Origin of the sequence: Methylococcus capsulatus (assembly GCF_036864975.1) — a bacterium.
Taxonomy (GTDB): Bacteria; Pseudomonadota; Gammaproteobacteria; order Methylococcales; family Methylococcaceae; genus Methylococcus.
The window spans coordinates 149,036-170,824 of the sequence record NZ_CP104311.1 but is presented as its reverse complement, the minus strand read 5'-3'; the positions used below and the strand labels follow the sequence as shown (position 1 = coordinate 170,824).

The following is a 21,789-nucleotide window of genomic DNA, read 5'->3' as shown; positions in this document are numbered from 1 at the left end:
TCCTCAGGCGATGCAGGCATGGTTATTCCGCTCCTGGGGTGTCAGCGGCTCGAACTCGTGTTTTTCCGCACCTTGTGCGCGCTCGGCCCAGGGATCGGTCTGTGCTTTGCGCTGTGACGCCAGGAAGCGGGCACATAGCGCCTTGCGGCCTTCGGCGTCGTCGACGAGGCGGCTGTGTACGTACGGCAATCCCACCCTTTCGATCCAGTGCGCCGTGCGTTCCAGGTAGCGGGCTTCTTCCCGGTATAGTTGCAGGTAGGCTGCGGCGTATTCCATGACATCCTCATCCGTCTGTACCTTGCACAGGAAATCGGTCGCCCGCACTTTCACGCCGCCGTTGCCTCCGACATGTAATTCCCAGCCGGAGTCGACCGCCACCACTCCGAAATCCTTGATCGTGGCTTCGGCGCAGTTGCGGGGACAGCCGGACACCGCCATCTTGACCTTGGCCGGCGTCCAGGAGCCCCAGGTCATCTTCTCCAGCTCGATGCCCAGGGTGGTCGAATCCTGCGTGCCGAAACGGCACCATTCCTTACCGACGCAGGTCTTCACCGTCCGCAGCGATTTCCCGTAGGCATGGCCGGACACCAGGCCGTGCTTGCCCAACTCCGCCCAAATGGCCGGTAGCCGTGCCTTGGGTACGCCCAGCAGGTCGATGCGCTGGCCGCCAGTGATCTTGACGCAGGGGACCTGGAATTTCTCGGCCACATCGGCGATGGCCCGCAGTTCGCGCGGATTGGTCACGCCGCCCCAGATCCGGGGAACAACGGAATAGGTGCCATCCTTCTGAATGTTGGCATGGACACGTTCGTTGATGAAGCGGGATTGCGGGTCGTCCCGGTATTCGTCCGGCCATTGGCACAGCAGGTAGTAATTGAGCGCCGGGCGGCAGGTGTGGCAGCCGTCTGGCGTTCGCCAGCCCAGCGCACCCATGAGTTCCGGGATGGTTTTCAGACCCTGGGTGCGCGCGGCTTCCCGCACCTCCTCGTGGGTGAGGTCTGTGCATTTGCAGAGGGGCTTTTTGGCGGGACTGACCGAGTAATCGCTGCCCAGGGTGCTCTGCAGGATCTGTTCGACCAGACCGGTGCAGGAACCGCAAGAGGCCGAGGCCTTGGTATGGGTGCGCACTTCATCCAGCGTAAACAGTTTCTTCTGGATGATGGCATCGACGATGGTCTTTTTGCAGACCCCGTTGCAGCCGCAGACCTCGGCGTCCTCCGCCAGCCGGACGGCATGGCTTTCGGCGCCGTGGCCGGAATCGCCCATGTGGGCCTGGCCGAACAGGATGTGCTCGCGGAAGGCGGAGATGTCGGTACCGTCACGCATCATCTGGAAATACCAAGCACCATCCACGGTGTCGCCGTACAGCACCGCGCCGGTAACCTTGTTGTCGCGGACCACCAGTTTCTTGTAGACGCCGCGCGAAGGGTCCTGGAACAGCAGTTCCTCGCAACCGGGTCCACCCTGGTATTCCCCGGCGGAGAAGAGGTCGATGCCGGTCACTTTGAGCTTGGTCGAGGTGACCGATCCTTGATAGCGGGCGATGCCGAATTCGGCCAGATGGTTGGCGCAGACCTTGGCCTGTTCGAACAGCGGCGCGACCAGGCCGAACAGTTCACCGCGGTGCTGCACGCATTCACCGACCGCATAGACCTGAGGATCGAAGGTCTGCATCGTGTCGCTGACCAGGATGCCGCGCTCGCAATGGATGCCGGCGGCTTTGGCCAGTTCTATATTGGGGCGGATGCCCACTGCCATGACCACCAGATCGGCGGGGATTTCCGAGCCGTCCTTGAAACGGACGGCGCGGACCCGGCCTTCGCCCAGCAAAGCCTCGGTCTGGGCTTCCAGCTTGAAGTTGAGGCCGCTGTTTTCCAGTGCCCGTTGCAGCAGGCCCGCTGCCGGTTTGTCGAGCTGCCGCTCCATCAGGGTATCGAGCAGGTGCACCACGGTGACGTTCATGCCGCGCTTCTTGAGGCCGTTGGCGGCTTCCAGTCCCAGCAGCCCGCCGCCGATGACCACGGCGTAACGGTGCTTTTCCGAGGCTTCCAGCATCCGCTCGACGTCGCGGATGTCGCGGAAGCCGACCACGCCTTCCAGGTCTCTGCCCGGTACCGGTAGGATGAAAGGCGTCGAGCCGGTCGCCAGCAACAGGCGATCATAGCCCGCTACGGTCCCGTCTTCGGTGCGGACGCAGCGGCGGACCCGGTCGATGGCGACGACTTTCTTGCCTTTGTGCAGAGTGATACCGTGTCCGGTATACCAGGCATCGTCGTTGAGGACGATGTCGTCCAGGGTCTTTTCGCCGGCCAGGACCGGCGAGAGCAGGATGCGGTTGTAGTTGGGATGGGGTTCGGCGCCAAACACGGTGATGTCGTATTTGCCGGGCGCCAGCTTCAGCAGCTCTTCCAGCGTGCGGACGCCGGCCATGCCGTTGCCGATGAGGACGAGTTTGGGCTTGCTCATCGCGAGTCTCCGTTATCGTGATTCAAGGGTTTTTTTAAGATGTAATGCCGCGCCGGCGGGTCGGCAGGACGGCAGCGACAGGCGCAGGCCGGCCACGGTCAGCAGGGTCAGCAGCAGCGCCGCGACGGCTTTCCAGAATTGCAGGGGATTGCGCTCGTACAGCGGCAGGCGCCGCCGCGGGCTGCGCCTGCCGCCGCCTTTTTCCAGCCCGGCCTCCAGCTCGTAAGCCAGTTCCACGGCATCGGCCGGGCGCTGCGCCGGATCGGCCGCGATGGCCCGGGTCAGCACTGCGTCCAGCCAGGCCGGCAGATCCGGCCGATGGGCGGTCAGCGGTTTCGGAACGCTGAAACGCGGTCTGCTGAACGGTTCGACCTCGCCATAGGGGTAGGCGCCGCCAGCGAACATCCGGTACAGGGTCACGCCGAGCGCGAACACATCGGTGGCGATGCTGCCACGTTCGCCCTGAAACATTTCCGGCGCCATGTAGCTGGGGGTGCCGGGGACGGGATCGGCCTGGTCCTCGTCCCAGGCCGGCAGCCGGGCGATGCCGAGGTCCAGCAGTTTGAGGCCGCCTCCCGGCTCCAGCAGAACATTGTCCGGTTTGATGTCGCGGTGGACGATCTGTTGCCGGTGCAGGGCATGCACCGCTTTGCACAGCTTCAAGGCGAGATCGATCCCGGCTTCCAGGTCGATGCGCGGCCGCTGCACCAGGGCGTATTCCAGGGTGACGCCGGGATAGAAAGGCATCACCGAATAGAGCCGGGTCTGGCGTCCGGGGGGCTGCTCGAGGACCTCGCCGACCCAGGGGCTCTTCACTCGGGCCCCGATCCATGCCTCACGCACGAAGGCATCGTAATATTCCCGTTCGCTGGCGACCCGCGGATGCGGAAACTTCACCACCACCGGCTTGCCCTGGCTCAGGGTATCGGCGGCGAGGAACAATGCGCTGTAGCGTCCGGAGGAAAGCAGCCGCTCCATGCGGTAGCCGTCCATCATTTCACCGGTCTTGGGCAGTTCCAGCAGGGGTAAAGTCTCGATGGCGAGACGCAGAGTCTGCCGTTCGGCCGGTGGCAGGGCGATGACATCCACCACCAGGGCCGTGATATTGTCCTGGCTGCCCTGTTCGAACGCCCGGAGCGCCAGCGCCTCGGCCGTGGTTTCGGGGGTGGCCCGTTCCTGCAGGATCGCCTTGATCTGTTCCTGTTCGAGGCTGCCGTGCAGGCCGTCGCTGCACAGCAGAAAACGGTCGTGCGGTTCCAGCGGGTACACGCTGTAATCGATCCGGAGGCCGGGATCGAGTCCGACCGCGCGGTACAGGACATGATCCAGCCCCGGCCCACTCAGGGTGTGATCCAAGGTCAGCAGCTCTGGATCGTCGCCACGCAGGCGGTAGATGCGCGAGTCGCCCACATGTGCGAGGTAAGCCCGGCGGCCGCGGAAGATCAATCCGCTGAAGGTCGTGCCCATGTGCGCCAGCTCGGGATCCACCCGGCCCATGGCATGCACCCAGCGGTTGACCGAGCCCAGGCAACGGTCCAGCAACTGTTCCATTCCCAAGGTTTCGGGCAGGCCGTAGTAGGCTTCCATGAAACCGCGCACCGACACTTCTGCCGCGACCCGGCCGCCGCGGGCGCCGCCGATGCCATCGGCCACGGCCGCTACGAAGCCGCGCGCAGCGGCATCCCGCAGCGGTGGTTCGGCGATAGCGGCAAAGTCCTGATTGTCTTCGCGCCGCCCTTGCAGGGTGACGATGGCAGCGCGGAGGACGGGTTGGCCGGAAATGGTCATGGCGCTGTCGGGATCCGGCTCGCGGTCAGACCTGTGCTCCGGAAACTGCGCCCCAGGTCGTGCGCCAACGTTTCCTCACCAGCACGAGCCCGCCCAGGCCGAGCAGCGGGAGGACGGCGAACACGCTGAACCCGAGCGCGAAGCCATGCTGTATTTCCCACGACAGGCCGAGGGTCTTCGCCAAGAAGAAGCCGCCCACACCGCCGGCGCAGCCGACCAGGCCGGTGACCACCCCGATTTCCTTGCGGAAGCGCAGCGGCACCAGTTGGAACACCGAACCGTTGCCCATCCCCAGCGCCAGGGTACCGGCGAAGAAGATGGCGACCGCTCCCCAGCCTTGCGCCGGCAGTTCCCCCAAGCTCCAGCCGGCCACCTTGGCAGTGCCCAAGGCCTCTGGCGCCGGCCCTTCGGGCATGAACGAGATGGCCAGGTAAGCCAGCGACACCACCACGAACAGCACCTGAAGAGCGCGGATACCGCCGATGCGGTCGGCCAGATAGCCGCCGACCGGACGGAACATCGAGCCGGCGAACACCACGATGGCGACCATCATGCCGGCCGCGATGCCGGAGACGTGATACCAGTTGGTGAAGTAAAGCGGCAGGGCATTGCCGAGACCGACGAAGCCACCGAAGGTGATGGAATAGAAGAACATGAACCACCAGGCGTCCGGGTCTTTCATGACCGCGACGTAGTTCGCCAGGGTGACCGGCGTCCGTTTGTCCGGAGCATCCTTCACCAGCACCGCATAGACGATCAGGACGATCACCAATGGGATGAGCAGAAAGCCGAACACCGCCTGCCAGCCGAACTTCTCGGCCAGCCAAGGCACGATCATGGAATCGAGCACCACGCCCATGTTGCCGGCCCCGGCGATGCCCATCACCACGCCCTGGAACTTGGGTGGATACCAGCGGCTGGCCTGCGGCAGGGCCACGGCGAAACTGGCGCCGGCCACGCCCAGCAGCAGCCCCAGGATTTCGACCTCCAGTTTGGAGTGCAGGCCGAACACGAACACATAGGCGAGGCCCAGGATCACCAGCAGCTGGGCCAGGATGCCGGTCAGCTTGGGGCCGATGTGGTCGGCCATGGAGCCCAGGATAATGCGGAACACCGCGCCGGAGAGGATGGGTACGGCGACGATGGTGAACTTCTCCTCGAGCGGCAGCGCCAAGTCCTTGGTGATGTAGAGGGAAAGCGGTCCGAGCATCACCCAGACCATGAAGGACACGTCGAAATAGAGAAAGGCGGAAAGCAGGGTAGGCCAATGTCCTGCCTGCTTGAATTCTTTGAAGTTCATGACTGCTGCTCCGGGTCTTGGGCCTTACGGTGCCATGTCGGGGTGGGTCCCGAGGCAAAAAAAAACGCCTTAGGCTTCGCAGAAGGTGTTTTTCCGCAAAAGCCCAAGACGCCTTTGTCCTGGTGCCGCGCCGCCGTTGGCGCAGGCTTCAAAAAGAGATAAGCATGATCTGTACCATATTTGGGTTTAGTGTGTATAAGATTGATTTAAAAAGGTAAATTACTCAAAAGGAGACGCCGCGCAGAATCGTTTGCGACAGGATGAAGTGCAATTGTGGAACACAGCGCATCGAAATGAGGCAGAAAATCCGGTTCGCTGGCAGGAAGCGCCGGTCCGTTGTCCATTCATACCGGGCGATCCGGACCGGCCCTTCCTACGCCGCCTTCTGCAAGGTAACGGCATTGTTTTGAATACTATTACCTTGAGGCAGGGCACATGACTGGCACACTGGCCAGCAAAGGGCAGGTCACCATTCCCAGAGTCGTTCATGTCGTGCTCGGGTTGGGGGCGGGAAGCGTGGTGGATTCAAGCTCCCGGAGGATGGACAAGTGCTGCGCTTGCCTACGGAAACCAAGCGGCCCGCAAACCCCTTTGCCTTCCTCCGCGGAGCCGCCACGGTCAAGATGAGTACGGATGAGATCATGGCTCTGACGCGGGGCGGGAGCAGACGTGGTCTTGGTGGAGATGGACGTCATTCCCCCGCCTGACTTTGGCGAAGCCGGGTTGAGCTGCTCATGCAATCCGCTGCGATGGCGCCGGTTTTTTTAAAGATGGTGGCCGCTGTCCCAGACAGGCCGCAAGTATCCCGGCAGTCGGTCATCTGAAGTAAGATCGGCATTTCCGGCTCGTAAGGGGGGGCAAATGAAAAGAATTGCGGGTTTGTTGACGCTCGGCCTGGTTCCGGCTGTTTCATACCCAGGGGCCAGTCACTGTACCGCCGAGGAGGAGACGGTGTTTTCCTGCGGAGTGGGCGAGAAGATCGTATCGGTCTGCGCGTCGAAGGAGCTGTCGCCGACGGCGGGTTTCATCCAGTACCGATTCGGCCCGGAAGGCCATCCGGAAATCAAGTTGCCCGATCCGGCCGCCCATCCGGCGACAGCCGTCAAAGGCGAAACCCTGATGTATTCCGGCGGCGGCGCCTTTCTGCGATTCAGCAAGGGCGAGTACAACTACGTGGTCTATACCGGCAGCGGCAAGGGCTGGAAAAAGGACGGCGTCGTCGTTGACAAAGGCGGCAAGCTCATCGCGAATTTCCGCTGCAAGGGCGCTCCGGTTTCCGAACTCGGTCCGGACTTCTTTCAAGGGTCCGGCACGCCGGAGGATGAGCGGGAGTTTGACATTCCCTGAGGACTCGCCGGTTAGGCAGCGCCTTGGGTTTGCCCATCGGGCGGGGGAGAAGGCATGAACGGTCGATCTCGGAGGTCTTTCTTTCAGCGGCTGGAGCGCCGGCTGGTCGGGCTGGTCATGGCCATCATGGCTTACGGGCTCGAGAAATCCATCCTGCGTTCGATCCGCAGCGGCGGTGCCAAGAGCCCGTCCTGCGACACATCAGAACTTTGAACCGGCCGGTTTGGGCAAACCGATCCGGTGCATCATGATCGACCCCTCGGGACTCAGTGCCGGCGCATCGCATCGGCGATCAAGCCGAGGGTCAGCACAGCGCCTCCGACGCCAAAGCCCGCGGGGATCCATTCAGCGACCGCCGCCGAGCCGGCCGTGAGTCCGGCGGCGAGCAGACTGGCGGCGGCCGTCAGCCCCAAGGCCACACGGTGTCCGGTTCGGTGCACGACGTCTTCGAGCGTGTTGGCGCGGAATTTCACCTCGAGCTTGGGTCCCGGCCGTGCGCCGACCAGCCGCTCCAGCGCGTCGATCACCCGCGTGGCGCGCACCTGCAGCTTCTGGGATTGGTAAAGCAGAGCCTTCGGATCGAGCCGGGAACGCATGCCCTTGAACATCGACCGCATCAGGAAATGGCCGGCGATGTCGAAAGGATCGAGCGTGGGGTCCAGCCGCGCCGTGGCCATCTGGACCTGGGCCAGCGCCTTGCCGATCAGTGTCAGGGACGCCGGCATCGGGACCTCGTAACGCAGCGCGATCTCGCACATTTCCTGGAGAATCACGCCGATCTGCATGTCCGCCAGCGCTGCAGTGCGGTATTTCGCCATCAGCTCGCCGATTTCGGCCTGGAAGCGGGCGATGTCCAGGTCGCTGCGATCGGTGGAGCCGGCCAGCATCAGCGTGACTTCGCTGAGGAACACGGCATCGCCCTGCCAGAACGCCATCAGCAGTAGCATGAGGTTTTCGCGGACCTCGGGGCCGACGTCTCCGACCATCCCGAAATCGAGAAAATAGATCCGCTCGTTCCACCATTTCAGGTTGCCGGGGTGCGGGTCGGCGTGAAAGAAGCCGTCGACGAGAATCTGCTTGTAGTAGCTTTCCAGCAGTTGCCGGGCGGCTTTCGACCGCTCCGGGCCTTCCGGTGCTTCCACCACCGGCACGCCCTGGATTTCTTCCATCACCAGGATGCGCGAGGTCGACAAGTCGTTATAGATCGCGGGGACGCTGAGACGATCGTAGCCCATGAGGACCTCCCGCATCCGCGCGATGTTCTCGGCCTCCTGCCGGAAGTCGAGCTCGCGGTGCAGCGACGAGGAGAGGTGCTTGAATACCGCTTCCATGTCGATGACTTTCTTCAGGGCCGGACGCTCTCCGACCTTTTCGGCGAACACCTCCAGCAGGGCTAGGTCCTGTTCAATCTCTTCCCGGGCGTTGGGCCGCTGCGCCTTGACGACGATCCGGTTTCCCCCCACCAGCGTGGCGCGGTGAACCTGGGCGATGGTGCCGGCGGCCAGCGGTTTCGGCTCGATCGACTCGAACACGTCCTCCCAGGGCACGCCGAGTTCCCGCTCGAACACTCCGACGACTTCCCGCTCGGTCAACGGCGGCACGTGGTCCTGCAGCTTCTCCAGCTCCTCGATGTACTCGGCGGGCAGCAGGTCGGGCCGAGTCGACAGGATCTGGCCGAGCTTGGAAAAGGTGGGGCCGAGTTCCTCGAGCGCCGAACGCAGCCGTTTGGCCTGCCGCCGCCGGCCGGTCGATCCTTCCTCGTCCGGACGTCCGAACAGCTCCTTCAATCCGTGCCTTGCCATCACCGCCGCGATCTGGGAGCCACGTGCCATCAATCGAGGCTCGGTGGGCGCCGGCTCTCTGCCGCGGACGAAAGTCTGGGAGGGTTTGGAGGGCTGGTCCCCGGTCGGCATGGTATTCACGATTACCACGGTGCAGCGGGCGTTGTGACTGATGCGGTTCGGGACGTTGCCCAGCAGGAATTCCTTCCGCCCCGCCATGCCCAGATTGCCGACGACCAGCACGTCGATTTTCTCCTGCTCGGCCGCGAGGACGATCGCCGCGGCGGGATCCGGGTCGATGAGAACCCGTCCGTGGCCGCGCGCACCGGCGAGCTGGCGGGCGTAGGCGGCGAGTTCCTCGCCCGCCAGCGCGGCCCGGGTGCGTTCGGCAGCGCCGTATTCCGTGGATGCGGGATTCTCGGGCGAAATCACCTGTGCCACGAAGAGTTCGGCGCCGTACCGTTCGGCGAACGATGCGGCCCATCGGACCGCTTGATCCGCCGTTTCGGACCTGTCGGTCCCGACCATGACGCGCTGGGTTTCGGTGTGTTCCGCTGGGCTTTTCATCTGCTCTTCTCGGCTGCTCTGGGTGGATGCATTCACGGCATTCTTTTGCTTGAGATCCTCCGGCTCCGGAGGCCAGACGGTTACACCGACGCCGTCGATTCGCTTCAGTTTTCAGCGGCTTCGATCATCGTTTCCGCGATCATGCCGTATACGGTTCTCCAGGCATGCTGGACTTCCGGCGTGAATTCCTCGGCGAGGAATTCTTCCAGGGTTCCGATCAGCACGCGCGACACCTTGTCGTAATCGATACGGCTGACGCCGTATTCGTGGTGGCGTTTTCCGAGCGCGCGCAGGCCGCCGACGATCTCGGGCATCCGGTTCAACCCTTTCACGGCGGAACTCAGGATGGACATGAGCATTTTGCTCTGTGCCGTGAGGTCGCTGCGGAACATCGGCCGCAGTTCAGGGTAAGTGTCGAAGAGGTTAGCGTAAAAGCGGTCGCCGAATGCGGCCGCGCGTGGCACAAGATTGTCGAAGGACGACTGCACCAGGAAGATCGTGTCGGGAGCGGTGAAACCCCGGCAGGGGTAGAGCTGCATGGGCGTGGTCTTGCCTTTGAGTGGAACCGCAAACGGCGGATCGAGCTGAAGCGCTCCGGGGAGCTGGCTGACTACGCTGTCGCTGAGCAGGATCGGGGTGGCGAACTGCTTGGTCATGCTCTCGATCCGGCTCGCCGTGTTGACCGTATCGCCGATCACCGTGATCTGCCGCTTGCCGGGGTGGCCGATGCGGCCCAGGATGGCGGTTCCGAAATGGATGCCGATGCCGATATGCAAGGGAACATGGAATTGCTGTTCGAGCGTCGGCGCAAGCCGGCGTGCGGCCTCCAGCATTCCGAGCGCTGCGCGGACCGCATTCCGGCAGGCGGTTTCCGGGGATTCGTCGCGGGTGCCGAACGCCGCCAGGATGCCGTCCCCGATGTACTTGTCGATGAAGCCGTTGTTGTTGAGCACCGGCTCGGCCGCCGCGGTGAAATAGCGGTTCAGCATGTGCACGATGTCGTAGGGCAGGTTTTGTTCGCTGTGGGTCGTAAAGTCCCTAATGTCGGAGAAAAGCACGGCCAAATCGAGCTCCTTCCCTTCGCCGGCGCTTCCCCCATGAAGTTCTTCCAGGTCGAGCACGATGATGTCCTGGGAGTTGTCGAGCAGCCGGCGAACGACCACGTCCCCGTGCACATGGGTCTGACAGGCCAGCCGGGTAAATTCGTCCCACCCGCGTTCGGACGCCACTTTCTCTTCCAGAGGGCTTCGCGGTGAGACATTGGAAAGTCCGTCGAGAATTTGGATGCGGCAGGTGGTGCAGCGCGCCTGGCCGCCGCACTGGTGAAGATGGGGAATCCTGTGATGAATCGAAACATCGAGCAGGGTCTGTCCTTCCGGGATGTCCTCGAAAGTGATTTCATGAAAATACGTGACCTTAGGCATACGGCTTCACTCGTCTTTGGGGCACCGCCCGATAGGCTGAAAGAAGGCGTTCTTCATGCTGAGCCAAGGAGATAAGCCTTCATCGGGCCTTTACCCCGGACGTCGATGGTGCCGCGTTCTTCGAACTCGAAACGGCCGCGGAGCAGTCCGTAGGTGCTGGCGGCCACCTGCGTACGGCCGGGTAGGCCGTGCGATTCCATGCGGCTCGCCGTGTTGACCGTATCGCCCCAGAGGTCGTAGATGAACTTCTTCTGGCCGATGGTGCCGGCGATGACGGGACCGGTGCAGATGCCGATCCGCATTTTCAGTTCGGCCGGGTACTGGGCGCTGATCCGGTCGATGGTCTGGTGCATGTCCTGCGCCATGCGGGCGGCGGCGGCCGCGTGGTCCTGGAGCGGGAACGGCAGGCCGGCGGCGGCCATGTAGGCGTCGCCGATGGTCTTGATCTTCTCCAGCCCGTGCCGGTCCGCCAGTTCGTCGAAGGCCGAAAATATCCGGTCGAGCAGGCGCACCAGCTGGGTGGGCGGCATAGCCGCGGACAAGGCCGTGAAACCCACCAGGTCCGCGAACATCACCGTGACCTCGTCGAAGGTGTTCACGATATGGCCTTCGCCCTTTTTCAACCGGTCGGCGATGGGCTGAGGGAGGATGTTCAGCAGCAGCCGTTCGGAACGCGCCCGTTCCCCGTCGATCTGCTTCAGGTAAACCTGCTCGAGGTCGCGCAGCCGCTTTTTCTCCAGCACGGCGCCGATGCGCGCGCGCAGCACGATCGGATTGAAGGGCTTGGCGAGGTAGTCTTCCGCACCGAGCTCGATGCAATGGGCGATGCCCTCCACCTGGTCCAGCGCCGAGATCATGATGACCGGCACGTGGCTCAGGGCCTCGTCGGATTTGATGCGGACCAGGACTTCGTCGCCGTTGAGTTCGGGCATCAGCATGTCCAGCAGTACCAGGTCCGGCAGGGTGTCGCGGACCAGCGCCAGCGCTTCCAGGCCGTCCCCGCACGTCGTGATGCGGTAGCCCAGCTTTTCCAGCCTTCTGCGCAGCAGGTCGCGATTGGGTTCGTCGTCGTCCGCCAGCAACAGATGACCGGTGCAAAGGTTGCGGGAGGGGGCTTCGGTGGGAGGGATGCTGACCCAGTGTTCCCGCAGGCTCGGGGAATTCGCGGCCGGAGGCGGTGGGTTCGAGGGTGGTTCGGGAGGCGGATTCGAGCGCTTGCCGAAATGTTCCTCCATCATCTCCAGCCAGGTGTGGGCGGCGGAAACGATCCTGGCGAGGTCCGGCTTCAGGTCCGGCTGGCCCAGTTCGTCGCACTGTTCGGCCAGCAGTTCGCCGTAGCCGATGATGTGATTGACCGGGGTGCGCAGCTCGTGGCTGAGGGCGTGGAGATCGGGTTCCGCGTTGGGCGTGCAATCCTCGCCCAGATGCCGGTTGATCAGCGCCAGCAGGATGTAGCCGCTGCTGTGAATCTTTTCCAGGTCTGTGACGAAAGCGGCGGGCAGGGTGTCGGCGGTTTCCTCCCGGAGGATTTCGGCATAGCCGATAATATGGTTGATGGGCGTCCGCAGGCCATGGCGGATTTTAGCCAGGCCCAGTTTCCCCCGGTTGTCGGGAGGCGGCGCCGTCGTGCCGGTCATGGCGCTGGCGGCCGATGAATCGGCGTCGAGTCCGTGGGGTCCATGGTGCCTCGCAAAGACTTAAGGGTCGGCTTCGAAAATCCATGCCCGGTAAGGCTTCGAAGGGGTTTCGAGCGACCTCATTGCCGTCCGGCGCAGGTCGGATATCCCTGCCGACCCTGCCAGGCTGGTCTCTGGAAGGCGCCTTGACATTCCACCGATTTCCGTAAACGCTGTCAACGGGGGTGGGCCGCCGGGCCGTGTGCGCCGTGCCGTGTGCGCCGTGCTCCCAGACGCCGGTCACTGCCCATCGGAGAGCCGATCATGTCAAGTCGAGAGATTTCCCCGGCAAGTCCGCCCAATCCGGAGAGTATCGAGCAGGTCTCGCAGCTGCGCTGGTTCTCCTACGGGCTCGTGCTCGTGGCGATAGCCGCGATGCTGTTGTTGTCCTGGCCGAGACTGGCGGCGAACCTGTTCGCGACCGGCGTCAGCGGCCAGTCCTTCATGCCGCACGGCATGTGCTACCTCTGGGTGCCGCAACTGTGGTGGCTGCACCTGAGCACCGATCTCCTGATCGGGCTCTCCTATGTCTGCATCTCGGCGACCCTGGTCTATCTCATCCATCGGGCCCGTCGCGACATACCGTTTTCCTGGATATTCCTGGCCTTCGGACTCTTCATCGTCGCCTGCGCGGTCACCCATTTCATGGGGGCGTGGACGATCTGGAACGCGAGCTACTGGCTGTCCGGATACACCAAGCTCCTGACCGCCGTGGTTTCGGTCGCCACCGCGCTGGTGCTGCCGCTGCAGGTTCCCAAGGTCCTGAGCCTGGTCGAGGCCGTGAAGCTGTCGGAACAGCGGAAGACGCAACTGGAAGCCGCCCACATCGAGCTGGCGGAAGCGCGCGATGCGGCCCTCGAAGCGACGCGACTCAAATCGGAATTCCTCGCCAACATGTCGCATGAGCTGCGCACGCCGCTCAACGCCATCATCGGCTACAGCGAGATCCTGGCGGAGGATGCCGAAGACGCGGGGCGCGAGGAGGAACTGGCCGACCTGAACAAGATCCGCGCTTCCGGCAAGCATCTGTTGGCGCTGATCAACGACGTGCTGGATCTTTCGAAGATCGAGGCGGGGAAAATGGAGGTCTACCTGGAGACCTTCGAGGTGGTTCCCATGCTCGACGACGTGGTGGCGACCATTGCGCCGGTGGTCGCCAAGAACAACAACCGCCTCGAGGTCCGATGCGCCGAAGGCATGGGTTCGATCCGGGCCGACCTGACCAAGGTGCGGCAGGCGCTGTTCAACCTGCTGAGCAATGCCTCCAAGTTCACCCGGGACGGCGTCATCACCCTGGCCGTCGACAGGGAAAGCGTCGATGGAAGGGAATGGCTGCATTTCGCGGTCCACGACACCGGGATCGGCATCACCCCGGAACAGATGAGCCGTTTGTTCCAGGCGTTTTCGCAGGCCGATGCATCGACCACACGGAATTTCGGCGGCACCGGCCTGGGGCTGGTCCTGAGCCGCCGTTTCTGCCAGATGATGGGCGGGGACATCACCGTGGAGAGCGAGGCAGGGGCCGGCTCGACCTTCACGATTCACCTGCCCGTAGACGGCGGCGTGCCGGAAAAGGTGCCGGCCGCGGAGTCCGGATCGGCTTTGGCCAAGGGGATTCCCACCGTGCTGGTGATCGACGACGATCCGGCGGCACGCGACCTGATGCGGCGCTTCCTGGAGAAGCAGGGTCTGCGTATGGCGGAGGCGGACAGCGGCCAGGAAGGGCTGAAACTCGCCAGGGAATTGAGGCCGGGGGCGATCATTCTGGACGTCATGATGCCGGGAATGGGCGGCTGGGCGGTATTGACGGCGCTGAAGGCCGATTCGGAACTGGCGCCGATTCCGGTCATCATGGCCACCATTCTGGACGAGAGGAATCTGGGATTCGCCCTCGGCGCCACCGATTTTCTGACCAAGCCCATCGATAGGGACTATTTGGCCAAGGTGCTGCAGAAGTACCGCTGCGCCCATCCGCCTTGTCCCGTGCTGCTGGTGGAAGACCACGCCGACCTCCGGGAGCTGATGCGGCGTATGCTGGAGCACGAGGGCTGGGTGGTCGAGGAGGCCGAAAACGGGCGGGTGGCGCTCGAACGGGTGGCGGAGAACCGGCCCGAATTGATCGTTCTCGACCTGATGATGCCGGAAATGGACGGCTTCAGTTTCCTGGAGGAATTGCGCCAGCAGGAAGCCTGGCGTTCGATACCCGTGATCGTCGTCACCGCCAAGGATCTCACCGCCGAAGATCGCCAGCGCCTGAACGGCTACGTAGAATACGTGGTCAACAAAGGGACGCGGGGAAGGGAGGAGCTGCTGCAGGAGCTCGGCGACCGGATCGGCGCGTGCCTTGGGATCACAGCCTAGGAGAATCGGCCATGGCGAAGATATTGCTGGTGGAAGACAACGAGATGAATCGGGACATGCTCAGCCGGCGTCTGCTGCGGCGCGGCTACGAGCTGGTCATCGCAGTCGATGGTGCGGAAGGTGTGGCGGTGGCCCAGGCCGAAATGCCGGATGTCGTCCTGATGGACATGAGCCTGCCGGTCATGGACGGATGGGAGGCGACCCGGAAACTGAAGGCCGAAGAAGCGACCCGCGGCATTCCGGTCATCGCACTGACGGCCCACGCCATGTCCGGCGACCGCGACAAGGCCATCGAAGCCGGTTGCGACGACTACGACACCAAGCCGGTCGAATTCGACCGCCTGCTGGCCAAGATCGAAGCCCTGCTCGTCCCGCGGACCTGACCGTCACCCGGCTTTCGGAGTTCAGAATTCGAAAACCTGTCCCTGCCGGACGAAGCCGTGGAAACCCGCACCGGCTGCATCGGGCAGGGGCCCGTCCTGGTAGTGGTATAGCCACATTTTTTTCCGGATCGACGCCGGAAGTCCGCAAAGCTCATCGTAGTGCGCGTGGATGCCGGATCGCCGCGGGGCCGTCTCGCAGTCCTGGAAAATGACGTCCGCGCTGTCGTAGAGTCCGGCGAGGCGGTCGGGGCAAAATTGGGTATCGGTCGTCAGCACGATTCTGCAACGAGGCTCGGTCATTTCCGGCGCCGCGGCTTCCGGATGAACGTCGATCACCAGACCGTAGCTCGGAGCGAGCTCACGGCAGTCGAAATAATGCAGCGTCGAGAAAAGACGTAAGCCGAGGCTCCCGAACCGGAATGCCCCGCCGGGGGAAAGGCGGTGGACCGTAGAGAAGAAGTCGTCCAGACGCATCGACCTTCCCTGGACGGACGCCATGCCCCCTCGCAGCGATCGTTCCCAGAGATGCTCCGCCAGCCGCTTCTCGATGAAGAGTTCCGGCCGCATCCCGCCGGAAAAATAACGCGAAAAGCCCAGCCATTCGATGCCGCCGATATGATCGGCATGCAGATGACTGACGTAGAGGGCGTCGATGTCTTCCGCCCCGAGTCCCAGCCGGTGCAGGGCAAAGCGCGCATCGCTGCCGCAATCGATCAGGAGTTTCCTGCCCTGGCTCTCGATCAGGACATTCGACTGATAGTTTTGCAGGGCAAAGGCAGAACCGACACCGATGAACGTCAGCTTCATGAGATAACCCGCGAGCGGCCTGATCCGTTGGGGCTAGTGTATGACGGTGACGGCGCCGGATGTCAAAAAATCGGCGTCTCGGAACGGGGAGGCCGCCGCCCGTTGCGGGCGGCGGCTGGTGTCGTCAGAGGACGTCGAGGATGGCGCGCTTGACCGAATCCAGCTCGGCTTCGATGGTGAGCGGCTTCTGGGTGCACTGGGCGATGGCGGTGTCGGGATCCTTCAGGCCGTTGCCGGTCAAGGTCAGCACCACCGTGCTGCCTTCGGGGATCTTGCCGTTCCGGATGTCGCGCAGGGCGCCGGCCAGGGAGGTGGCGGAGGCCGGCTCGCAGAAGATGCCTTCGTGCTCGGTCAGCATTTTCTGCGCGGCGAGGATTTCCTCGTCGCTGCACTCGTCGAACCAGCCGCCGGATTCGCGGCTGACCTGCCAAGCCTGATCCCAGCTTTGCGGGTGGCCGATGCGGATGGCGGTCGCCACCGTCTCCGGATGGTCCACCATGTGGCCACGCACGAACGGTGCCGCGCCGCCGGCCTGATAGCCGACCATCTTCGGTCGGCTGGCCGAGACCGGGCCGCCGCTCACGAAGCGGCAGTCGCCGTTGCAGAAGGTGCAGGACTCAGTCACGCAGTCGCGGCCGCCGCAGGCGTATTCGCTGTAGCCGATCCAGTGCGCCGTGATGTTGCCGGCATTGCCGACCGGCAGGCAGTGGTAGTCCGGCGCCCGGCCGAGTTCGTCGACGATCTCGAAGGCCGCGGTCTTCTGACCCTGCAGCCGGTACGGGTTGATTGAGTTGACGATGGTGACGGGCGCTTCGCCGGCCACTTCCTTGACTAGCCGCATGCCGTCGTCGAAATTGCCCTTGATCTGGATCACCGCCGAGCCGTACATCATGGCCTGGGCCAGCTTGCCCATGGCGATCTTGCCGTCCGGAATCAGTACGAAGGCGGTGATGCCGGCGCGCGCGGCATAGGCGGCCGCGGCGGCGCTGGTATTGCCAGTGGAGGCGCAGATGATGGCCCGGCTGCCTTCTTCGACCGCGCGGGTCACGGCCATGGTCATGCCGCGGTCCTTGAAAGAGCCGGTCGGATTGAGGCCCTCATACTTCGCGTAGAGTTCGATGCTCCGGCCCAGCAGGCGGGGGATGTTTTCCAGCCGGATCAGCGGCGTATTGCCTTCGCCCAGGCTGATGACGCGGGTGTCCGCGCCGACCGGGAGGCGGTCGCGGTAGCGTTCGATGAGGCCGGTGTAGCGTGTCGTCGTAGTCATGGTTTTTCAACGTGAAACAACGCGAAGCGTTTCTTCGTCCACCTCTCCCGCGAGCGGGAGAGGGCTGGGGTGAGGGAAACTATCATGGCAAACCGTTGCTTTCATCATCGAGGGCGACTGGTCGCCATGATCGTTAACCCAGAGTTTCGAGCCGGATGCGTTTGACCGCACCCTTGACCGTAGGCAGTGCCTCGATTTCCCGCACGGCGGCGTTCAGCTCGCGCTCGGTGACCTTCTGCGTCAGCATGATCACCGGGAGATGGCTCTCGCCCTCCGGCATTTCCTTCTGCAGCACGGCCTCGATGCTGATTTGGTGGCTGGCGAGGATGCGGGTCACGTCGGCCAGCACGCCGGGCTTGTCCTCGGCGGAGAGCCGCAGGTAATAGGCGGTCTCGACCTCTTCGATCGGCAGGATCGGGATCTCGGATATCGCAGCGGGCTGGAAGGCCAGGTGCGGCACCCGGTTCTCGGGGTCGGAGGTCAGGGTGCGGACCACGTCGACGATGTCGGCGACCACCGCGGAGGCGGTCGGTTCGGCCCCGGCGCCGGCGCCGTAAGAAAGCGTCGGCCCGACCGCGTCGCCCTTGACCAGCACGGCATTCATCACCCCGTTGACGTTGGCGATCAGCCTCCGCGCCGGAATCAGGGTGGGATGGACCCGCAGTTCGATGCCCTTGGGGGTGCGGCGGGCGATCCCGAGCAGTTTGATGCGATACCCCAAGGCTTCGGCGTATTTGACGTCGGCCGCGGTGATCCCGGTGATGCCCTCGATGTACACCTTGCCGAACTGGAGGGGGATGCCGAAGGCGATCGAGGCCAGGATGGTGAGCTTGTGGGCGGCGTCCACCCCTTCGATGTCGAAGGTCGGATCGGCCTCGGCATAGCCCAGCCTCTGGGCTTCCTGCAGGACGTCGGCGAAGTCCCGGCCCTTTTCCCACATCTCGGTGAGGATAAAATTGCTGGTACCGTTGATGATGCCGGCCAGCCATTCGACTTTGTTGCCGGCCAGACCTTCGCGGATGGTCTTGATGATGGGGATCCCCCCGGCCACGGCAGCTTCGAAAGCGACCATCAGGCCATGCTTGCGGGCGGCGGCGAAGATTTCGTTGCCGTGCAGGGCGATCAGCATTTTGTTGGCGGTGACGACATGCTTGCCGTTTGCCAGCGCCTTCATGACCAGATCCCGCGCCGGGGTTTCGCCGCCGATGGTTTCGACCACGATCTGGATGTCGGGGTCGGCAACGATCTCGTAGGGGTCGGAGGTCAAGGCGATGCCGGTGGTGTCGCAGATGCGGGAGCGCGTCAGGTCGCGGGTCGAGGCGCGGCAGACCTGGATTTCGCGGCCGGCGCGGCGGGTGATTTCGTCGGCATTGCGTCGCAACACGTTGACCGTGCCACCGCCGACCGTGCCGAGGCCGAGGATGCCGATTTTTACCGGGTTCAAGCTGCGCTCCTCAAGACTAGGGGAAAAAGCATAAATTATACGGCGTTGTCCTTGCGCATCATATCGCGGATGCCGCGAATGGCCTGACGGGTGCGGTGCTCGTTTTCGATCAGGCCGAAGCGCACGTGGTCGTCGCCGAATTCGCCGAAGCCGATGCCGGGGGAAACTGCGACATGGGCGTCGAGCAGCATCTTTTTTGCGAATTCCAGCGAGCCCAGGTTCTGGTAGCGTTCGGGAATCCTGGCCCAGACGAACATGGTGCCCTTGGGTTTCTCCACCGGCCAGCCGATGTCGTTGAGGCCCTTGCACAGGACGTCGCGGCGGTTCTGGTACATCAGCCGGATGTTCTCGACACAGTCCTGCGGGCCTTCCAGTGCCGTGATCGCGGCCACCTGGATCGGTGTGAAAGTGCCGTAGTCCAGGTAAGACTTGATGCGTCCCAAGGCCGAGACCAGCTCGCGGTTGCCGCACATGAAGCCCACTCGCCAGCCAGGCATGTTATAGCTCTTGGACAGCGTGAAGAACTCCACGGCGATGTCCTCCGCGCCCGGCACCTGCAGGATCGAAGGGGCGATGTAGCCGTCGAACACCAGATCGGCATAGGCGAGGTCGTGCACCACCCAGATTTTGTACTCGCGGGCGATTTCCACGACCTTCTCGAAAAATTCCAGCTCCACGCATTGCGCCGTGGGATTGGCCGGGAAATTCAGGATCAGCATCTTGGGCTTGGGCCAGGAGGTCTTGATCGCCATTTCCAGTTCCGCAAAGAAATCGATGCCGGGCAGCAGCGGCACGTGTCGGACGTCGGCGCCGGCCAGGACGAAACCATAAGGGTGGATCGGATAGGCCGGGTTCGGCACCAGAACGGCATCGCCCGGCCCCACCGTGGCGAGTGCCAGATGCGCCAGGCCCTCCTTCGAGCCGATCGTCACGATGGCCTGGGAGTCCGGGTCGAGCTCGACGCCGTAGCGGCTCAAATACCAATTGCAGATGGCCCGCCGCAGACGGGGGATGCCTTTGGACACCGAATAACGGTGGTTGGAGCCTTTACGCGAAGATTCGATCAGTTTGTCGACGATGTGCTGCGGCGTGGCCTGATCCGGATTGCCCATGCCGAAATCGATGACGTCTTTGCCCTGCGCCCGTTCCTTCGCCTTGAGTTCGTTGACGATGTTGAAGACGTAAGGGGGCAGGCGTTTGATGCGCTGAAATTCTTCCATCCTGGGGCCTGGCTGGGGGTTGTGCCTCGAATCGGGACCGGTCTTCGCAAGCTGAGCCGGAAATCCGGAAAAAACGCCCAACGTTACCGGCCGGCGCCGCACATGTCAAACGGTCGGTACGGACCGTGCCCGTCGCCGTTCCTGGATCCAGCAGTCGTAGGTTTCGAGTCGCTCCGCGGTGCCGATGTCGAGCCAGAAGCCGGCGTGCAGCTCGCCGCTGACACGTCCGGCGGTCATGGCCTGCCGGAGCAGCGGCGCCAAGGGGACCCGCCCGGGCTGGAGCGAGGCGAACAATTCCGCGCGGTACAGACCGATCCCGGCGAATGTGCAGGTGCAGGCGCCGTCGCCGGGCGGCGTCACCTGGTCCCCCTTCAGTACGAAATCGCCTTGCGGATGATGGGGCGGGTTGGGTACGAGCACCAGGTGGGCGTCGCCGGCCGGTGCGCGGTGCAGCCGGGCGAAGTCGTAGTCCGTGCCGATGTCGCCATTGACGACGATGAACGGCTCCGGGCCGAGCAGCGCCAGGGCCTGGCGGATCCCGCCGGCGGTTTCGAGCGCATGGTCGCCCTCGTCGGAATAGCGGATGCGGGCGCCGAAGCGTCCGCCATCACCCAGCCGTTCGCGGATCTGCCGGCCGAGATGGGCGAGGTTGACGACGATCTCCATGAATCCGGCCCGTACCAGCGCTTCCAAGGTATGTTCGATCAGCGGGCGGCCGCCTGCGGGCAGGAGCGGCTTCGGGGTGTGGTCGGTCAAGGGGCGCAGGCGCTCGCCGCGGCCCGCTGCGAGGATCATGGCTTTCACGCGGCGGCCTCGTTGAGGAGGGGGCAGACCCGGAGGTCGAGGAAACGGCGGAATTCCGCCGTTTCCGGATATCTGCCGGCGACATCCAGGATGTAGCGGAGGGTTCGGGGGATGTGCGGCAGGTAGCCGCTCTTGCCGTCGCGCAGATGGAGCCGGGCGAAGATGCCCACGGCCTTGAGATGGCGCTGCAGACCCATCAGATCGAACCAGCGCTGGAAGGTTTCGCCGTCGGTCGCGGGGCATGCGCCGCCGTCGGCGAGGCGCTGTCGGTAGTCGTCCAGCCAGCGTCTGACGCGGGTGTCGGGCCAGGCGATGTAGCAGTCCCGGAGCAGGGACACGAGATCGTACGTCACGGGGCCCACGACGGCATCCTGGAAGTCGAGCACGCCGGGATTGCATTCGCCGGTGACCATGAGGTTGCGGGAATGGAAGTCGCGATGGACGACGACCGCAGGCTGCTGCAAAGCCGAGGCCATGAGGTTCAGGGAGAGCCGCTGGTACAGCGTCTGCTCTCCCCGGCTCAGTTCCAGCCCCAGCAGTCCCGCCAGGAACCAGACGGGGAAAAGTTCCAGTTCCCGCTGGAGCAGGGCTTGGTCGTAGGCAGGCAGGCCGCAGCCGGCGGCGTCGATTCCGCGTTGCATCCGTACCAGCGTTTCCAGCGCATCGGCGTACAGGGCGTCGGCGTCCCCCGCTGCCAGTTGCTGCAGGTAGCTGACGTCGCCGAAATCGGACATCAACAGGAAGCCTTGCGCCTCATCGACGGCGAAGATGCGGGGAACGTTGACCCCGGCTTGTTGCAGCAGCCCGGCGGCGTGAATGAAAGGACGAAGCTTTTCCAGCTCCGGCGGGGCGTCCATCGCGATAAAACTGGACTCGCCGGCTCTGACCCGGAAATAACGGCGAAAACTGGCATCTCCCGAGACCGGCCGGATGTCGCCGGGACGGTGTCCCAGTACGCCTGGAAGCCAGTGCAGAAGTGCTTCAGAGCGGTTGTCGGTGGCAATGCCGGGAGAGTTAATCAAATGTCCAAACCTTGGGTTACAATGATTCGATTTTCCATGGCTCCTAATGATATAGGATTTGCGCGTTGCATGGCTGTCGGTTCTATCGACCTGGATACAAGCATTTCCTGGACCATCTTTCCCCTGCTTTTT

The 21,789-nt window shown here is 63.7% G+C and carries 16 protein-coding genes; 4 read left to right on the top strand and 12 right to left on the bottom strand.

The features are described 5' to 3' along the window. Positions 1-3 precede the first annotated feature (3 nt). The 3 genes from nirB to N4J17_RS00710 are packed head-to-tail and all read right to left on the bottom strand — an operon-like array spanning position 4 to position 5,554. Positions 4-2,466, bottom strand: a complete 2,463-nt coding sequence (gene nirB, locus N4J17_RS00720) for a nitrite reductase large subunit NirB (protein ID WP_198322410.1) — start codon at positions 2,464-2,466, stop codon at positions 4-6. Between the two features lie 12 nt (positions 2,467-2,478). Beyond that, a complete protein-coding gene (locus N4J17_RS00715) occupies positions 2,479-4,254 on the bottom strand; it encodes a bifunctional protein-serine/threonine kinase/phosphatase (RefSeq protein ID WP_232470354.1) in 1,776 nt (591 codons plus the stop codon). A gap of 25 nt (positions 4,255-4,279) precedes the next feature. Next, positions 4,280-5,554 carry a nitrate/nitrite transporter gene (locus N4J17_RS00710; RefSeq protein WP_198322411.1) on the bottom strand — a complete coding sequence of 425 codons (1,275 nt, stop codon included), beginning with the start codon at positions 5,552-5,554 and terminating at the stop codon, positions 4,280-4,282. Between the two features lie 861 nt (positions 5,555-6,415). Between N4J17_RS00710 and N4J17_RS00705 the strand changes: the two genes are divergently transcribed. Then, positions 6,416-6,901 carry a hypothetical protein gene (locus tag N4J17_RS00705; protein WP_198322412.1) on the top strand — a complete coding sequence of 162 codons (486 nt, stop codon included), beginning with the start codon at positions 6,416-6,418 and terminating at the stop codon, positions 6,899-6,901. A gap of 54 nt (positions 6,902-6,955) precedes the next feature. Continuing rightward, entirely contained in the window at positions 6,956-7,114 is a 159-nt protein-coding gene (locus N4J17_RS00700) for a hypothetical protein (protein WP_198322413.1), read from the top strand. A gap of 53 nt (positions 7,115-7,167) precedes the next feature. On the opposite strand, the gene N4J17_RS00695 is transcribed toward N4J17_RS00700, so the two are convergent. The 3 genes from N4J17_RS00695 to N4J17_RS00685 form a co-directional block, all read right to left on the bottom strand. Continuing rightward, positions 7,168-9,249, bottom strand: a complete 2,082-nt coding sequence (locus tag N4J17_RS00695) for an AarF/UbiB family protein (protein WP_198322414.1) — start codon at positions 9,247-9,249, stop codon at positions 7,168-7,170. A 104-nt stretch (positions 9,250-9,353) separates the two neighbouring features. Next, on the bottom strand, positions 9,354-10,673 hold the full coding sequence (locus N4J17_RS00690) for an adenylate/guanylate cyclase domain-containing protein (protein ID WP_198322415.1): 1,320 nt from the start codon (positions 10,671-10,673) through the stop codon (positions 9,354-9,356). A 53-nt stretch (positions 10,674-10,726) separates the two neighbouring features. After that, a complete protein-coding gene (locus N4J17_RS00685) occupies positions 10,727-12,310 on the bottom strand; it encodes an adenylate/guanylate cyclase domain-containing protein (RefSeq protein ID WP_198322416.1) in 1,584 nt (527 codons plus the stop codon). A gap of 303 nt (positions 12,311-12,613) precedes the next feature. Here N4J17_RS00685 and N4J17_RS00680 point away from each other — a divergent pair, with 303 nt between their 5' ends. Continuing rightward, positions 12,614-14,710, top strand: coding sequence for an ATP-binding response regulator (locus tag N4J17_RS00680; protein ID WP_198322417.1), 2,097 nt, complete (start codon positions 12,614-12,616; stop codon positions 14,708-14,710). Between the two features lie 11 nt (positions 14,711-14,721). Next, positions 14,722-15,093, top strand: a complete 372-nt coding sequence (locus tag N4J17_RS00675; protein ID WP_169604422.1) for a response regulator — start codon at positions 14,722-14,724, stop codon at positions 15,091-15,093. A gap of 21 nt (positions 15,094-15,114) precedes the next feature. Here N4J17_RS00675 and N4J17_RS00670 read toward each other — a convergent pair whose 3' ends face one another. The 6 genes from N4J17_RS00670 to N4J17_RS00645 form a co-directional block, all read right to left on the bottom strand. Next, positions 15,115-15,900, bottom strand: coding sequence for an MBL fold metallo-hydrolase (locus tag N4J17_RS00670; RefSeq protein WP_198322418.1), 786 nt, complete (start codon positions 15,898-15,900; stop codon positions 15,115-15,117). Positions 15,901-16,024: 124 nt separating this feature from the next. Further along, complete coding sequence (thrC, locus tag N4J17_RS00665; RefSeq protein ID WP_198322419.1) at positions 16,025-17,167, bottom strand: threonine synthase; 1,143 nt, start codon at positions 17,165-17,167, stop codon at positions 16,025-16,027. A gap of 133 nt (positions 17,168-17,300) precedes the next feature. Beyond that, positions 17,301-18,611 (bottom strand): homoserine dehydrogenase, encoded by a 1,311-nt coding sequence (locus N4J17_RS00660; RefSeq protein WP_198322420.1) that lies wholly within the window; start codon positions 18,609-18,611, stop codon positions 17,301-17,303. 35 nt (positions 18,612-18,646) lie between these two features. After that, positions 18,647-19,831: an alanine transaminase gene (alaC, locus tag N4J17_RS00655; protein WP_198322421.1), complete on the bottom strand. Its 1,185-nt coding sequence runs from the start codon at positions 19,829-19,831 to the stop codon at positions 18,647-18,649. 105 nt (positions 19,832-19,936) lie between these two features. After that, on the bottom strand, positions 19,937-20,635 hold the full coding sequence (gene murU / locus N4J17_RS00650) for an N-acetylmuramate alpha-1-phosphate uridylyltransferase MurU (RefSeq protein WP_198322422.1): 699 nt from the start codon (positions 20,633-20,635) through the stop codon (positions 19,937-19,939). After that, positions 20,632-21,657 carry an aminoglycoside phosphotransferase family protein gene (locus N4J17_RS00645; protein WP_198322423.1) on the bottom strand — a complete coding sequence of 342 codons (1,026 nt, stop codon included), beginning with the start codon at positions 21,655-21,657 and terminating at the stop codon, positions 20,632-20,634. The genes murU and N4J17_RS00645 overlap by 4 nt, the downstream gene beginning before the upstream one ends. Positions 21,658-21,789: the final 132 nt, after the last annotated feature.

Excerpts from the sequence above, each read along its gene's own strand:
- nirB (WP_198322410.1), bottom strand. The coding sequence starts at position 2,466 with ATGAGCAAGCCCAAACTCGTCCTCATCGGCAACGGCATGGCCGGCGTC.
- N4J17_RS00715 (WP_232470354.1), bottom strand. The coding sequence starts at position 4,254 with ATGACCATTTCCGGCCAACCCGTCCTCCGCGCTGCCATCGTCACCCTG.
- N4J17_RS00710 (WP_198322411.1), bottom strand. The coding sequence starts at position 5,554 with ATGAACTTCAAAGAATTCAAGCAGGCAGGACATTGGCCTACCCTGCTT.
- N4J17_RS00705 (WP_198322412.1), top strand. The coding sequence starts at position 6,416 with ATGAAAAGAATTGCGGGTTTGTTGACGCTCGGCCTGGTTCCGGCTGTT.
- N4J17_RS00700 (WP_198322413.1), top strand. The coding sequence starts at position 6,956 with ATGAACGGTCGATCTCGGAGGTCTTTCTTTCAGCGGCTGGAGCGCCGG.
- N4J17_RS00695 (WP_198322414.1), bottom strand. The coding sequence starts at position 9,249 with ATGAAAAGCCCAGCGGAACACACCGAAACCCAGCGCGTCATGGTCGGG.
- N4J17_RS00690 (WP_198322415.1), bottom strand. The coding sequence starts at position 10,673 with ATGCCTAAGGTCACGTATTTTCATGAAATCACTTTCGAGGACATCCCG.
- N4J17_RS00685 (WP_198322416.1), bottom strand. The coding sequence starts at position 12,310 with ATGACCGGCACGACGGCGCCGCCTCCCGACAACCGGGGGAAACTGGGC.
- N4J17_RS00680 (WP_198322417.1), top strand. The coding sequence starts at position 12,614 with ATGTCAAGTCGAGAGATTTCCCCGGCAAGTCCGCCCAATCCGGAGAGT.
- N4J17_RS00675 (WP_169604422.1), top strand. The coding sequence starts at position 14,722 with ATGGCGAAGATATTGCTGGTGGAAGACAACGAGATGAATCGGGACATG.
- N4J17_RS00670 (WP_198322418.1), bottom strand. The coding sequence starts at position 15,900 with ATGAAGCTGACGTTCATCGGTGTCGGTTCTGCCTTTGCCCTGCAAAAC.
- thrC (WP_198322419.1), bottom strand. The coding sequence starts at position 17,167 with ATGACTACGACGACACGCTACACCGGCCTCATCGAACGCTACCGCGAC.
- alaC (WP_198322421.1), bottom strand. The coding sequence starts at position 19,831 with ATGGAAGAATTTCAGCGCATCAAACGCCTGCCCCCTTACGTCTTCAAC.